Origin of the sequence: Arthrobacter sp. W4I7 (assembly GCF_030816215.1) — a bacterium.
GTDB classification, from domain to species: domain Bacteria; phylum Actinomycetota; class Actinomycetes; order Actinomycetales; family Micrococcaceae; genus Arthrobacter; species Arthrobacter siccitolerans_A.
Map to the genome: position 1 here is coordinate 3,333,902 of NZ_JAUSXU010000001.1, position 13,914 is coordinate 3,347,815.

Here is a 13,914-nt window from a genome sequence, read left to right on the forward strand (position 1 = left end):
GGTGGTTGAGCCTGTCGAAACCCGGCGGTTGTCCTACGGCGCGGAACGCGAGCCCGAGTCCGTACTCGAGCCCGACGTCGGAACGAAGTTCCAGTCGAAAGACCCGTCGCCGTGCAGGGTCAGCCGCAGGAACCCGTAGGTGTCGCTGAACCGCTTCTCGATATACCGCGGCCTGCTGGTGAAGGGACGGAGACCGGTACCTCCCGTGGAGACCTGGAACGCTGTCATCCCGTCACTGACGCACTCGTCAGAGTTGTTGACCGGACAGGACCGTTCGTAGTTGTGCTGCGACCCTGACAGGGTGAGCAGGACCCGGTGCTTCCACATCACATCAATCCACGGCTTGTGCTCGGCGGCCCGCTCATGTCCGTCCGTGTTCGAGGTGAAGTACGGCTCGTGGTACACCGCTGCCAGGTGCTTGCCCGCGGCCTCGGCAGCAGCCAGGTCCTTGTCCAGCCACTCCGTTGCTGCGCGGGCCTCCTCGGGGTTGTACCGCCAGAGCGCGGACGGCAGGAACGCGAAGTGCCAGTTCCCGAAGTCCTTCGAGTAGGGTTTCCCGTTCCTGATGAATCCCTGCTCCTGGTTGATCGCAGCCTTTGCCGTTGACCCGGGGCACTGGCCGTTCATGAAGTTGTCGAGGTCTTCGTTGCGGCCGGGTTCCCAGTCGTGGTTTGGGGCGGACACCCAGTACAACTTTGGTTTCGTGCCACCCCACAGCTGCTCCCAGTACTGCACGTAGTCTTCGCAGTGCGCCGTGGAGTACTGGAAGTCCCCAAGCCCCAGGAACGCGTCAATCTCATTGTTTTCCACGAGCTGGGTGATCGCCGCACCGTTCTTGCCGGAGGGGCTGTCAGGGTCGAGATTCTCAGCGTCGTTCATGTCGCCTACTGCAGCAATCCGCACATCAGGCACAGGGGACGGGGGCGGTTCCGGAGTGCCGGTGCACCCCGCGGCAGAGACTGCCAGGAGGGCCGCGGCGAGTGCGGCCACACCCCGGGAGAGTCTCAGACGAAAGAGTGTTGGCTGCATCCGATAACCCCCTTCGAGCAGCAGTACGGCAGATCGGCTTGCGGGAGACCGCAAGGCGCTCGGCACCTTGATACTCCTAAGCGCGGGACCTGCTGTCAAGGGCGCGCGATGCCCATGAAGGTAGTTACCACCGCCTTGTCGTCCGCGATGTCCTGTGGACCCGTTCACATTCGGCATGCGCGGTTGAGCAGCGGCGACAACAACGGATAACTCCGTTGACGGCGATTTACGCAATCGTTATGATTTATCCACTGCGTGCTGGGGAGCCCGACAAAGAAGCGGAAGGACTCCCCACGATGAACCGTTTGGCCCGATTGGTCGTCGCCTCTGGCGCTGGCCTGGCCCTCGCTCTCACTGCCTCGCCAGCCTTGGCCGCGCCACCATCCGACTCGCGCAGCAACGGCGCGCAGGTGGAACACTTCGAATCCCCAGATGGGTCACTTGAATACCGCCAAGTGATCCGACACCAAAGTCATGACTACTCCATAACCAACAGCCGCGATCGGGAAGTTCTCAACGGCACTTCCACCGACTGGAAGAAGCACTACATCGAGCTCGAGAACGCATCGAACATAAGTAGCCAGATCACGACGACTACCGAGGCCGGTGTGACATGCCGCACCAACACCCGGTACGTTATCGCCAACGGCAAGACGCGCAGCGAGGGGACGCATTCGAGCTGCTAGGTCGAAGTGGCGGGAGTCGGCGGTTGAGCTTTTCGGAACCTCGCTCGCGGGTTTCGAGAGGCTCAACTACCAGCCCGGGTTTCGGCAGGCTCAACCACCGGAGCGGGCGGTGGCCAGGTGGTTCGCTGCCGCGATCTCCAGGTGCGTCAGGTCCGAGGCCACGGTGACGAAGGTGAAGCCCTCCGAGATCCGCTGGGCGGCAATCTCGCCGCTCGCCGTATGGATGGCAGCGATGACGCCGGCGTCCTGTGCAGCCTCGCGGATGGTCACGAGCGCGGCGTTGAACTTCTCGGCCACATCGGGATCGTTGGGGAACTTGCCACCCACCGCGAGGCACAGGTCGGACGGGCCGATGTACACGCCGTCGATCCCCGGTACCGCGCAGATCTCCTTGACGTTGGCCAAACCTTCGGGTGTCTCGATCATGGCCAGGCACAGCACGGTCGCATCCGCTTCCGCTGGCACTGGTCCAATCCGGAGCGCCGACCGCATGGGGCCGTAGGACCGCATTCCGTGCGGCGGGTAGCGTACAGCCCGGACGGCCGCAGCAGCTTCGTCAGCATTGTTGATCAGCGGAACAATCACTCCGGCCGCGCCGGCGTCCAGCGCCTGTCCGATGAACGCCGCGTTGTTGGACGGAACCCGGACGATGCCGGCAGCGCCTGCGGCATCAATTGCCATCAGCCCGTGCAGCCAGCCGGAATACCCCATCAGCCCGTGCTGTGCATCCAGCGCCACGTAGTCGTAACCCAGCCGCGCCACGCGCTCGGTGGACACCGGCGAGTCCAGCACCACCCAATATCCGACGACGGGCTCATTGGCTCGGGCTTTGGCGGCGAACGATGCGGCGGTCATGGCAGTTTCCTCTTCGGTTGATAACGAAAGTTCCGGCGGGCAGTACAGGTAGGCAAAGGTCAGCGGTTGTACTTGGGCATCGGCCCGCGGATCTCAGCAGCCACGGCATCACAGGCCCCCACCACGTCCTCGGGAAGCGGGCCCGTCGCGGCCGCGGCGATGTTCGCCTGCAGCTGTTCCAGCTTGGAGCCGCCCAGCAGGATGGAGCCCACACCGGGCTTGCTGAGCAGCCAGCGGAAGGACAGCTCCGGCAGCGGCAGGCCTGCGCCGTCGGCAATGTCGGCAAGCTGGCGTACGGCGTCAAAGAGCCGGGGGTCCCAGTACCGCTGCTTGTACATCTCGGCCAGCCGGGACGTGCCGAACCGGCCTTCGGCGGGCGACTCCGTAAACGAGTGTTTGCCCGTGAGGAGCCCGCCGCCCAGCGGGTTGTAGACCATGGTCAGCAGCCCGGTATGCTGGGCGAACTCCAGGTATTCGTCCTCGATCCGCGTCGCGAGCAGGTTGTAGAGCTGCTGCGCCACCGCCGGCCGCGGCATCCCGGCGGCGTCGGCTGCCGTATTCACCTCGCTGATCTGCCAGGCGGCGAAGTTGGACACGCCCCACGCGCCCACCTTGCCGTCGCGGATCAGCTGCCCGACGGCGTCAAGCGTTTCTTCCAGCGGGGCCTTCCGGTCCGGCTGGTGAAGGTAGAAAAGGTCCAGCCGGTCGGTAGCGAGGCGCCGGAGGCTGCCGTCCACGGAGCGGCGGATCCCCTCGGCTGACAGCGGTGAGTTGTCCCCCGCGTCGGGGTGCGGAATGCCGGCTTTGGAGGCCAGTACGACTGCGTCCCGGCGCGCCGGGAGGATCTTCGCCAAAATTTCCTCGCTGGCTCCGCCCGCGTACCCGTTGGCTGTATCCACCGCCGTGATGCCGGCGTCGAGCGCGGCGGCCAGCATGTCCGCAGCCACCTCCTCCGACGCGGTGTCCCCGAAGGTCATGGTGCCCAGCGCCAGTTGTGAGATGGGAAGCTCCAGGCCTGCCACGGTGGTTCCCTGCATCAGCTTGCTTCCTCCATCAGTACGGGTTCGCCCAGCGGCGCTACCTCATCACCCTTGATACCACTTCGCGGGGCTTGCGTCCCGTCATGGTCAGCGGGTCCAGTGCTGCCGCCCGCAGCGCGCGGGTGTTTGGATCCTGGGGGCGGGTGAGGACCTGTTCGGTGGGGCCCTGCAAGCGTTCACGCAGGCGGCCGGTATTCGAAAATGAAATACAGGGCAAAAGATAGACACAACAGCACAGCGAGAGAAAAGACCGCGGAAACTGACTGACTCATGAGGCTATTTGGCATATTTCTGGATAGCGGACCGGCAATCTCAAACATCAGCATGTAGATGATGAAGAATATCGCTGCCACTGCAATCGCGGCCTGAGGCTTTGAGCCACCATGGTTCATGATGCCCATCAACGCGGCGAGTTCTCCCACGGAGATTAGTACAGCCCCTCCCACTCCTGCGGCCGTCAACACGATGAGCGTAGCCCGGTTTTTTCTGGCTGCTTCTGCCAGCAAAGTCCCATGCTTGGCTCCAATGAGAAGGGCCACAAGCAGGGTAGGAATGATGGTGGCGCAGGCCTGGAAAAATTCGATGGGAATCACAAGCCCCACGATACTTCCGCGACCCAGAAGAGCCCCGAATTCGAACTCCGGTAGCCGAGCACTGCGGCCCCCATTCCCCTTGTGTACGTCCGGTTCGGGCGTAGGGTTCTGTCCATGGAACCGTATCGGGCCATCCTGCTTCCCGGCGCCGTGCTCCCCGCACACCTGGCATACAAAGCCCTGATTGAAGCCCTGGGACCGGGCGTACAGGCCGTCGCGAAGGAACTCGAGCTCTACAAGACGGATGAGCCGCCCCCGGGCTGGACCTTGGACACCGAGATAGACGGCGTCCTGCGCGAAGCCGATCAACGGGGCTGGCAGACGTTCCACCTCGCGGGCTATTCGGGTGGCGGGGCGGCGGCACTGGCATTTGCTGCGAAACATCCGGAAAGGCTGCAGAGCCTCACCCTGCTGGAGCCGGCCTGGGCGGGGAACTGGGACTGGAGCCCTGCCTACGCGGAGCACCGGAAGCATTACGAAACGCTGGAGGCACTCCCTCCTGAGCAGTTCATGCCCGCCTTCATGAGGCTGGGAGTCAGGCCCGACGTCGTCCTTCCGCCACCGGAGCCGGGTCCCCCGCCGCCGTGGATGGCCCAGCGGCCCGCGGGCATCAGGGCCTTCCTGCGGACCTTCAAAGACTACGACCTGGACAGGTCGCGGCTGGCCGCTTTCAGTCAGCCGGTCTTCTTTGCCCTCGGCGGGCTGAGCCACCCGGATGAGTACGGCGAAGTTGCCTCCCGGCTGTCCAGGGTTTTCTTCCCGGACTTCCATCTCGAGGTATTTCCCCACCGCCACCACTTCGACCCACCCCACCGGATCGAGCCGGGACTGCTGGCCGAGGGGCTTCTGCGGCACTGGGCATCGGCGGAAGGACGCTCTTCCAGCAACACCGCCACCAAGCAGCCTGACGCCGCGAGGTAGACCGCTGGCGAAGGGCAGCCCCTCCCCTAGTTGGGTTCCCCTGCCGGCGCGTCTGCTTGGCCCTTCTGCACCAGTGCCATCGCTTCCACGGCGGAGCGGGGGCTCGTGAGGAACGGCGTTGCGAGCCCGGTCAGCAGGGCCGCAGCGGGTTCCATACTGGCCTGGGCGAGGACGACGACGTCGCAGCCGCCTGCGAGCGCATGCGCCGCCTGGGCAATGCTTGAGCGGTAGGCCTCCGCATCACCCGCGAGAAAGGCATCCCATGCACCCTCGACAATGCTGACCTCCACGGTGATGTCGGCTCCTGCGTCCGCAGCCTCCTCGGCAAGGACCCGGGTGGTTGGCTCGACGGTGCTCGTGAGAGCCACGAGGACCCCGACCCGTGGGCCGAGGGCCACGGCCCGGCGAAGCATCGGCCGGTCGATGCGGATCACCTCCAGCCCATCGCCTGACAGGTCCTCCGCTACCTCGCCGAGCGTGGAGCAGGTGCACAAGACCACCTCGCATCCGGCATCCCGAAGTTCGGCCAGGTGGGCGGCGACGACGGCCCGCACGCTCTCCGCAGTCCCGTCCTGCCGTGCAAGCTCCAGGGCTTCAGGATCCACGCGGTGGACCGTGAAGGTGGAAGGCAGGTACTCACAGGAAAGGGCCTCGAACGTCGCCACGTGGACCTGCGCCGTGTGGAGGAAGCCGACTTTACCGGCGGCGTCGGGTCGAAGTTCGGTCATGGTTCCCGACTTTAACAGTCCTGCTGGCCAGCCAGGCACCGGGGGTTCAGCTGGAGGCTCCCGTAAGCGGAGTGATGGGAGTTACCGAGAACGGCACGGCCAGCAGGAAGTCCACCCCTTTCACGAATTCCTTGACATGGTCTTCTTCATTGTGGGCGTTGAGGTCCCCGCGACTGGCCCATCCCTCAAAGAGGACAAACGCACCGGGCCTGTGGTCGTCAGAGAAGACGGAGTATTCCAGGCATCCGCCGTCTTTGCGGCTCGCGGACTCCAGCTCGGCGAGAGCTCTCTGAAGCGTTGCTTCGTGCCCCTCTTTTGCGATGAACACTGGCATGAGCCAGACTTCCGCTTCTTCTTGGCTGACTGTTGTGTGTGGCAAATTTGGCGTCCTCGGGTGGTCGTGTGCCAGCAGGAGGGGCGGCTTGGCCGCCGCCCCATCCCGTTGGGTTATGAATTGATCTGCGGAACCTCGACCCACGATTCCTTTGCAGCCGATTCGACGATTGCGTCATCGATCAAGGCCACCTGGTAGCCGTCGGCGAAACTCGGGCTGACGCTGCCGCCCTCTGCGATGGCCTTGAAGAAGTCGTAGGCCTCGATGATCTTCGTTTCGCCGTAGCCAATGCCCAGGGCAGGGATAGGCCAGAGTCCTTCTCCGTAGGGGTGTGCCGGGCCGGTGTAAACGGTGCGGAATCCCCGGCGGTCGGCCTGGTCCGACGCGAAGCAGACCTGCAGTTCGTCGCGCCGCTCGTAGTTGAACACGATGCTTCCCTCGGTTCCGTGGATCTCGAACGTGATGTAGTTGTTCCTGCCGTGGGCGTTGCGTGTTGCTTCCACGGAACCCACGGCTCCGTTGGCGAAACGGATCATGGTCATGACTTCGTCGTCCACATCAACCTCGCCGCGGGGTCCTTCTCCGCCGCGGACCGTGCCGAGTGCGTCGGCACCGCCGGCCTGGAGCGGCCGCTCGGGGATCCAGGTGGACAGGACAGCGTTGACGGCACTGAACTCGCCGACCAAGTAGCGGGCCAGGTCAAAGACGTGCGTTGCGATGTCACCGAGGGCCCCGGAACCTGCAATGGATTTCTGGAAGCGCCAGGAGAGCGGGGAGTTGGGGTCGGCGCTCCAGTCCTGCAGGTAAGTCCCGCGGAAGCTGAGGATCTGGCCAATGGCGCCTTCCTCGATGTATTTCTTGGCCAGCGCAACGGCAGGGGTCCGCCGGTAGTTGAAGGCAACCATGTGGACGATGTTTTTGTCTTTGACCGCGTCGTACATGGCCTTGGATTCCTCACCCGTACGGGCCAGGGGCTTTTCGCAGATGATGTGTTTGCCGGCTTCGGCCGCGGCAATGGCAATCTCGGCGTGGAGGTGGTTGGGCGTTGCAATGTCCACCACGTGGATGTCCGGATCGTCGATGATGCTGCGCCAGTCCGAGGTGGAATTTTCGAAGCCGAAGCGGCGGGCCGCTTCGGCAGCGAGGTCTTCGTTGGCTTCGGCAATGACCTTGCGGACCGGCATTGCCGGTGCAGGCCAGAAGAACATGGGCATGGCGGCGTACGCCAGGGAGTGGGCCTTGCCCATGAAGCCGCCTCCGATGAGGCCGACGTTGAGGTTCTGCATGTGAATGTTGTTCCTTTCGGAAGGTGGGGTAGGTGCCGGCTGCGGCACTCCCCTGCGGTTGAAAAATCAGTTGGAGAGGAGCTTGTCCAGGTACTTCTTGCTGAGGGCCGCGGCTTCGCGGGGGTCGCCGATGAAGTTGTCGAGTTCCACCATGAGCCAGCTGTCATATCCGCTTTCGCGGATGGCGGCGATGATGTCGGGGAAGTCCAGCTCGCCCTGCCCCAGGGGGAGGAAATTGAAGGGGTCCTGCTGGAAGTCTTTGAGGTGGACGTGCCGGATACGGTCCGGGTATTTCCTGATAACCGCGGCCGGGTCCGCCCCGCCGGCAGCGAGGTGGGCGGTGTCCGGGCAGAAACCGATCCGGGTGAGCGGCATCAGTTTGTCCAGCTCGTCCGGGCTCTCCACGATGGTGCTCAGATGCGGGTGGTAGCTCGCTGACAGCCCGAAGCTTTCCGCGATGTCCGTTACTTGGTCCAGCGCCATGCCAAGCCGGTGGTAGTCCTCATCAGTGGTTCCGGCCGCGCGGCGCGCTCCGCCTCCCACCACAAGCCGTTCCGCTCCGAAGCTGGCAGCCAGTTCGGCGGCACGGTGGATCCGGTGCAGCTCGTCGGGGAGTATGTCCGCGTAGATGAAGTTCGCCCCGGTGTAGACGCTTGTTAGTTCGACGCCGGCAGTACCAAGGATTTCCTTGAGTTCCTCGGGCTTTTCCGCGTACTCCGCGAGGTTGCCGTCGAACATTTCAACGCCCTGGTAGCCCACTGAGGCGATGTCCTGGACGGCGTCCCGCATGGATCCGTGGGTCAGGTAGAAGAGGTCTTTCACGCTGGTCACACCTTGCGGGTGGCCGACGACGCCGCCCCAGGTGATGGAACAGTATCCGAGTTTCATTGCTTCTGCCTTTCAGCTGCTGGGGAAGATGTGGAAGCCACCGGTGCTACTTCTTTCGGGCGAGGGCGACGGCCAGGATGATGATTGCGCCGCGGACCACCTGCTGCTGGCTGCTGTCGAGTCCGGCCAGGATCAGTCCGTTGTTGATCAGGCCGATCAGCAGGGCGCCGAAGAGGGTGCCGATGATGGAGCCGAACCCGCCGAAGAGGCTGGTTCCGCCCAGGATGACGGCGGCGATCGCGGAGAGTTCATCGCCCGCGCCCCACTGGAACCTGCCTGACTGGAGGCGGCCGGCGTACAGCATGCCGGCAACGCTGGCCACCATGCCCGAGATGAGGAGCACCTGGAATTTGATGCGCTTGGTGTTGATGCCGGTGAACTCGGCCGCGTTGCGGTTACCGCCGGTTGCGAGGACTTGGCGGCCGAACCTGGTGCGGTTCAGGACGACGGCGCCGATGGCGACGAAGATTGCGCTCCAGACCACCAGGCCGGGCACCGGGCCGAAGTCACCGGATCCGAACAGCGTATTGAAGGTATCGTCCAGGATCGGCTGCGGGGCCGAGGCGGTGATCCACTGCGCGACGCCGACGGCGATGCCCAGCATGCCCAGTGTCACCAGGAAGGAGGGGATCCCGAGGAGACTGACCAGCGCACCGTTGGCGGAGCCCACCACGAGTCCGACGGCGAGGCCCGCGAGGATGCCGGGGACCAGGCCCCACTGCGCCAGTGCCATGGCCGTGCAGACGCTGGAAAGGCCGGCCACGGAGCCCACGCTCAGGTCGATTTCCGCGCACGAGATGACGTATGTCATGCCGACGGCGATGACGGTGATGGTGGCCGTCTGCCGGAAGATGTTGAGGAGGTTCTGCGGGGACAGGAAGCCCTGGTCGCGCAGCAGGACGGCGAAGAAGATGAAGACGACGACGAAGCCGATGTAGATGACGTAGCGCCGCCAGTCCAGCTCTTTGAGCATGGACCCGACATTGCGGGTTACCGCGGCATCGCGGGGGGTGATGGTGTTTGCGTTGCTCACTGGTCAGACTCCCTGGACTGCAAGTTGAAGATATTCCTCGTCAGCGATCTCGCTGCGGGGGATGTCACGGATGACGGAGCCGTCCTTGAGGACGAGGACGCGGTCGCTGACCGCGAGTAGTTCGGGGTATTCGGATGAGATGACGATGACGCGCTTTGCCGGCATTGGCGAGTTCGCGGATCATGTCCAGGATTTCGCTCTTGGTGCCGATGTCGACGCCGGCCGTCGGTTCATCCAGGATGAGGATGTCCGGGTCGGTGCCCAGCCACTTGGCGATGACCACCTTCTGCTGGTTGCCACCCGAGAGCAGCCGCACCGGACGGTGGGGGTGGGCCACCTTGACCGCGAACTTCTTGATGAGGGACGCCGAGAGTTCCTTGCCTTTGGTGGCGTCCAGCAGCGGTCCGCGCCTGATCTGGCCCAGCAGCGGCAGCAGGAGGTTGTCACGGACCGAATGGTCCAGGACAAGGCCTTGCGCCCGCCGGTCCTCGGGGATGAGGGCGATGCCGGCGTCGATGGCCTGCTGCGGGGAAGCTATGGTGCCTTTCTTCCCCCTGATGAGGATTTCACCGCTGTCACGCCGGTCGATGCCGAACAGTGCGCGCGCGAGTTCGGTGCGCCCGCTTCCCATGAGCCCTGCCAGCCCCAGGATCTCGCCGGGTTGAAGGGTGAAGGAGATGTCCTTCACCCGCCGCCCGACGTTCAGGCCGCGGACCTCCAGCAGGGGTGCCCCCTCATGCGCGGCGGTGTCCCGTTCGCGGTATGCGAGTTGGCCCTCGATTTTCTTGCCAACGATGCCTTCGACGATCTGTTCGGGTGTCACGGCGGTCAACGGCTCTGTCAGGAGCCGGCGGCCGTCGCGGAGGATGGTGATCCGGTCCGCGAGCCGGTAGACCTCGTCCATCCGGTGGGAGATGTAGATGATGGACATGCCGCGCTGCTTGAGCCGGTCAATCAGTTCGAAGAGCGCTTCGGACTCGTGCCGGGCAAGGCTGGCGGTGGGCTCATCCATGATGAGTACCTGGGCGTTCTGCGAGAGCGCCTTGGCGATCTCGGTCAACTGCCAGTACGCGGTGCCGAGCCGGGAGACCTCCGCATGGGGGTCTACGTCCACTTCCATTTCGGCGAAGATCTCCCTGGCCCGCCGGACCGAGGCCCTGTCGTCAATGAACCCGCCCGCGCTGAGGGGCTCGGCGGCAAGGAAAATGTTCTGGGCCACGGTCAGGCTGGGTACCAGGCTGAATTCCTGGAAGACCATGCCGATGCCGGCTGCCTTGGCTTCCTGGATCGAGTTGATGACGGTGGGTTTTCCGCCGATGAGGATCTCGCCCGCGTCCGTCTGGTAAACCCCTTGGAGGATCTTCATGAGCGTGGACTTACCGGCGCCGTTGCCGCCTGCCAAGGCGTGGACTTCGCCCTTGCGGACGTCGAAGCTGACGTCCTTCAGCACGGAGACCCCGTTGAAGCCTTTGGAGATCGAGCGCATTTCGACGGCATTGTCTGCGGTGTTCATTGTTGCCCTTTCGGGACGGTGCGGGGGCAGGCAGCCCCCGCACGGTCAGGTCTGGCTACTTCTTGTAGGACTCTTGGATGTCCTTCGGAGCGTCCTCGTGGTAGACCTGCTTCCAGGCTTCCAGGACGTTGGAGTGATCCACCGGCAGTGCGCTCAGCGCCACGTAGGCCGGTGCCTGCTTGCCGATGAGGGCTCCTGCGGCCAGCCGGGCCTCAGTGACTCCCTGGTCGAAGGGAACCTGGGCGCCGAGTCCGACGACGAGCTGGTCTTTGGCCAAGGCGATGGCGACGTTCTTGCCGAGGTCCTCGGTGGCAATCTTCAGGTCCGGCCGGCCGGCGGCGCGGGCGGCAGCCATGACGCCTTCTGCCGGGACGTCCCATACCGCCCAGATGCCGGAGAGGTCGGCGTACTTGCTCAGCATGGCGTTGGCGGCGGCCTGCGCATCACCGGCGAAGTCCGGACCGGCGATCCCCTTCTCTTCGACGATCTGGATCCCGGGGTATTCCTTGGTGATCGTTTCCTTGAAGCCTTCGTGGCGCTGCTTGGTCACAAAGAAGTCAGCCTGGTGGAAAACAAGCCCGATCTTGCCCTTGCCGCCGATGGCCTTGGCCATCTGGTGTGCGGAGACGACGCCGTTTCCGTAGTTGTCCGCGGAAACGACCGAAACGTAGTCCGTGCCGGCGGTCAGTCCCTGGGGAATGTTGTCCATGAAGACGAGCTTGGTTCCGGCGGCTGCGGCCTTTTTGTAGGCCGAGGAGGTGGCCACGGGGTCGGTGGGGATGGACACAATGATGTCCGGGTCCTGCGTCATGACGGTCTCGATGTCCGAGACCTGCTTGTCCGGCTTGAAGTTCGCGTCGGTCGTGGCAATCACCTTGATGCCGAGCTTTTCGAACTCGCTCTTGAGTCCGTTGGTCTGGGCGGTGGCCCAGTCGTTGCCCCCGTAGTGCATCACGATGGCGGCTTTGGCGTTGAGTGCCTTGACCTTTTCAATCTCTTCCGGCGTCAGGTCTGCAACTGAGGCCGGGGACGGAGATTCACCGTTGGGGCCCTTGCTCAGGACCTGTCCCTTGATCTTGTCGAGGGCCTGCTGGGCCTTCTCGGAAACGCCGGCATCAGGGGCGTTGGAGGTGCTCGCGGTTGAACTGCTGCAGGATGCGACGGAAAGTGACAGAGCTGCGGCCAAGGCCACCAGGGGAAGCCTGCGGATCATCATTGTTCTCCAGTGCTTGTATGGAATGGGTGGTGTGGTTGTTTGAGTCAGGCAAGCGCTATGGCGAGGGCAGGGGGAACCGGCGACAGGACAAGGCCGCCGGCGGCTGCGGCTGTACGGACAGCGGCAGCCTTGTCGGAAGCCTTCACGAAGGCTTCCGCGTGGACCTTCTCAACGAAAAGGCCCAAGGAACACGGTCCGTGGTGGGCTTGCACCCACCTCACCGCCTCCCCTGCCGCCTTTGCCATGCCGCCGGCAGCCTCGGCTACTGGCCCCTGGATGGTCGTCAGTGACACAGGCGTGCCGGTCTGGTCGAGAGAGACAACCAGGCTTGCCCACAGGGTGTTGTCATCGAAGACGCCGACAACAGCCGAGGAACCGGCGGGGACAAAAGTGTGGACGGCTGCTGCGAGATCATCACGTGCTGCGCTCGTTAGCAGTACTTCAAGGTGTGCCCACTGGGCTTCATCAACGTTCCGGAAGCTCATGCCGGGAGTGAGCGAAAGAGCGGCCACGATTGTGTCGCTCATGCCGCTCGCTTTCTGTCCAGATGGGTGTCCGTTAACGTTTACGAAGGTTCCGTGAACGTTTACGGTAATTAGCGTAAACGCTAACGGAGATGGTGTCAACGATCACATGTCAGGCTGGTGCAGGGGCAGGGACGTAAGCTTAAGCAGGCTCACAGCGGTGCCAGGCTCAGCCCGCACAGCGCAGGACAAGGAGAGGCATGACAGGCATGGCAGTCCGCCGGGAGGGCAATGACCGGCCTCCGGCATCGCCGTCGCGCAGGAAACCGACCATCAACGATGTGGCGGAAATGGCCGGCGTCTCCTTTGGCACTGTCTCGCGGGTCCTGAATGACGCGCCCGATGTTAGCGCCTCAACCCGCGAACGCGTTCTTCAGATCATCAAGGACATCGGCTACCGCAGGAACCGGGCAGCCACCGCACTGGTTACCAGCCGTTCGACGTCCATCGGCATACTCTCCGACGGGTCGCCGCGCTTCGGCCCGGTGGGAACGCTTCTGGCGCTCGAAAACGTTGCGCGTAAGAAGGGCTATGCCACAACGGTCATCAGCGTTGAGAAGCCCTATGAAGAGTCTGTTCAAGCCGCCCTCGACAGCCTGGATGATTCCGGCGTGGGCGGGATCATCGTCATCGCACCGGTTGTTGATATGGCGGCAGCTGTTTGGAATGCCACATGCCGTGTACCGGTGGAGATGATCGCCGCCGGAGCCTCGTCCACGCCCAATGTCTTCACCTACTCGGAAAACCAGGAGCTCGGAGCGAGGCTGGCCACCCAGCACCTTATAGACCTGGGCCATACGGACATCGCCCACATTGCCGGTTCCATGGACTGGTTCGATGGGCGGGTCCGCAAGCGCGGCTGGGAAGCGGCGCTGCGCGATGCAGGGCTGGAGCCGGGGCTTTGCATCGAAGGTGACTGGAGCCCCAAGTGGGCCTACGAGACGGGCCTCAGGCTGGTTCGCGAGGGAACGGTTCCGCAGGCCATTTTCGCCGCCAGCGACCACACCGGGCTTGGGCTGATCCGCGCTTTCACCGAAAACGGCATCCGGGTTCCGGATGATGTCAGCATCGTGGGATTCGACGACGTTGAGGGGTCCGACTATTTCCTGCCTCCCCTGACCACCGTGCGCCAGGACTTCACCGCGCTGGCGCTGATGAGCACCGAGGTGCTCATCGGTGCCATGGAGGGGCGGGACGTGGACCGCACGCCCATCCCGCCCACCCTGGTGGTCCGCAACAGCGCCCGCCAGGCAACCTCCCGCAAGTAG

General features: G+C 64.0%; 16 protein-coding genes. 3 read left to right on the forward strand and 13 right to left on the reverse strand.

Annotated features, from left to right (window positions below):
- Positions 1-33: 33 nt before the first annotated feature.
- Complete coding sequence (locus QF047_RS15110; RefSeq protein WP_307278653.1) at positions 34-990, reverse strand: metallophosphoesterase; 957 nt, start codon at positions 988-990, stop codon at positions 34-36.
- 278 nt (positions 991-1,268) lie between these two features.
- Between QF047_RS15110 and QF047_RS15115 the strand changes: the two genes are divergently transcribed.
- Positions 1,269-1,715 carry a hypothetical protein gene (locus QF047_RS15115; protein ID WP_307278656.1) on the forward strand — a complete coding sequence of 149 codons (447 nt, stop codon included), beginning with the start codon at positions 1,269-1,271 and terminating at the stop codon, positions 1,713-1,715.
- A gap of 90 nt (positions 1,716-1,805) precedes the next feature.
- Here the strand turns inward: QF047_RS15115 and QF047_RS15120 are convergent, their stop codons facing one another.
- From QF047_RS15120 to QF047_RS15135, 4 genes are read right to left on the reverse strand one after another with little or no spacing between them, the layout of a single operon-like run.
- Positions 1,806-2,570, reverse strand: coding sequence for an HpcH/HpaI aldolase/citrate lyase family protein (locus QF047_RS15120; protein ID WP_307278659.1), 765 nt, complete (start codon positions 2,568-2,570; stop codon positions 1,806-1,808).
- A gap of 59 nt (positions 2,571-2,629) precedes the next feature.
- A complete protein-coding gene (locus QF047_RS15125; protein ID WP_307278662.1) occupies positions 2,630-3,607 on the reverse strand; it encodes an aldo/keto reductase in 978 nt (325 codons plus the stop codon).
- A gap of 40 nt (positions 3,608-3,647) precedes the next feature.
- Entirely contained in the window at positions 3,648-3,782 is a 135-nt protein-coding gene (locus QF047_RS15130; protein WP_307278665.1) for a hypothetical protein, read from the reverse strand.
- A gap of 4 nt (positions 3,783-3,786) precedes the next feature.
- Positions 3,787-4,203, reverse strand: a complete 417-nt coding sequence (locus QF047_RS15135) for a hypothetical protein (RefSeq protein WP_307278667.1) — start codon at positions 4,201-4,203, stop codon at positions 3,787-3,789.
- A gap of 114 nt (positions 4,204-4,317) precedes the next feature.
- Between QF047_RS15135 and QF047_RS15140 the strand changes: the two genes are divergently transcribed.
- Positions 4,318-5,124, forward strand: a complete 807-nt coding sequence (locus tag QF047_RS15140; RefSeq protein WP_307278671.1) for an alpha/beta fold hydrolase — start codon at positions 4,318-4,320, stop codon at positions 5,122-5,124.
- 26 nt (positions 5,125-5,150) lie between these two features.
- Here the strand turns inward: QF047_RS15140 and QF047_RS15145 are convergent, their stop codons facing one another.
- The 8 genes from QF047_RS15145 to QF047_RS15180 form a co-directional block, all read right to left on the reverse strand.
- On the reverse strand, positions 5,151-5,852 hold the full coding sequence (locus QF047_RS15145; protein ID WP_307278673.1) for an aspartate/glutamate racemase family protein: 702 nt from the start codon (positions 5,850-5,852) through the stop codon (positions 5,151-5,153).
- 46 nt (positions 5,853-5,898) lie between these two features.
- On the reverse strand, positions 5,899-6,231 hold the full coding sequence (locus tag QF047_RS15150; protein ID WP_307278676.1) for a putative quinol monooxygenase: 333 nt from the start codon (positions 6,229-6,231) through the stop codon (positions 5,899-5,901).
- A 68-nt stretch (positions 6,232-6,299) separates the two neighbouring features.
- Positions 6,300-7,472, reverse strand: a complete 1,173-nt coding sequence (locus tag QF047_RS15155) for a Gfo/Idh/MocA family protein (protein WP_307278679.1) — start codon at positions 7,470-7,472, stop codon at positions 6,300-6,302.
- 66 nt (positions 7,473-7,538) lie between these two features.
- Complete coding sequence (locus tag QF047_RS15160) at positions 7,539-8,360, reverse strand: sugar phosphate isomerase/epimerase (RefSeq protein ID WP_307278682.1); 822 nt, start codon at positions 8,358-8,360, stop codon at positions 7,539-7,541.
- Between the two features lie 46 nt (positions 8,361-8,406).
- Complete coding sequence (locus QF047_RS15165; protein WP_307278685.1) at positions 8,407-9,393, reverse strand: ABC transporter permease; 987 nt, start codon at positions 9,391-9,393, stop codon at positions 8,407-8,409.
- Positions 9,394-9,457: 64 nt separating this feature from the next.
- On the reverse strand, positions 9,458-10,906 hold the full coding sequence (locus tag QF047_RS15170; RefSeq protein WP_307278688.1) for a sugar ABC transporter ATP-binding protein: 1,449 nt from the start codon (positions 10,904-10,906) through the stop codon (positions 9,458-9,460).
- Positions 10,907-10,961: 55 nt separating this feature from the next.
- Entirely contained in the window at positions 10,962-12,122 is a 1,161-nt protein-coding gene (locus QF047_RS15175; RefSeq protein ID WP_307278691.1) for a substrate-binding domain-containing protein, read from the reverse strand.
- A gap of 44 nt (positions 12,123-12,166) precedes the next feature.
- Complete coding sequence (locus QF047_RS15180) at positions 12,167-12,649, reverse strand: hypothetical protein (protein WP_307278693.1); 483 nt, start codon at positions 12,647-12,649, stop codon at positions 12,167-12,169.
- Between the two features lie 197 nt (positions 12,650-12,846).
- Here QF047_RS15180 and QF047_RS15185 point away from each other — a divergent pair, with 197 nt between their 5' ends.
- Entirely contained in the window at positions 12,847-13,914 is a 1,068-nt protein-coding gene (locus tag QF047_RS15185) for a LacI family DNA-binding transcriptional regulator (protein WP_307278696.1), read from the forward strand.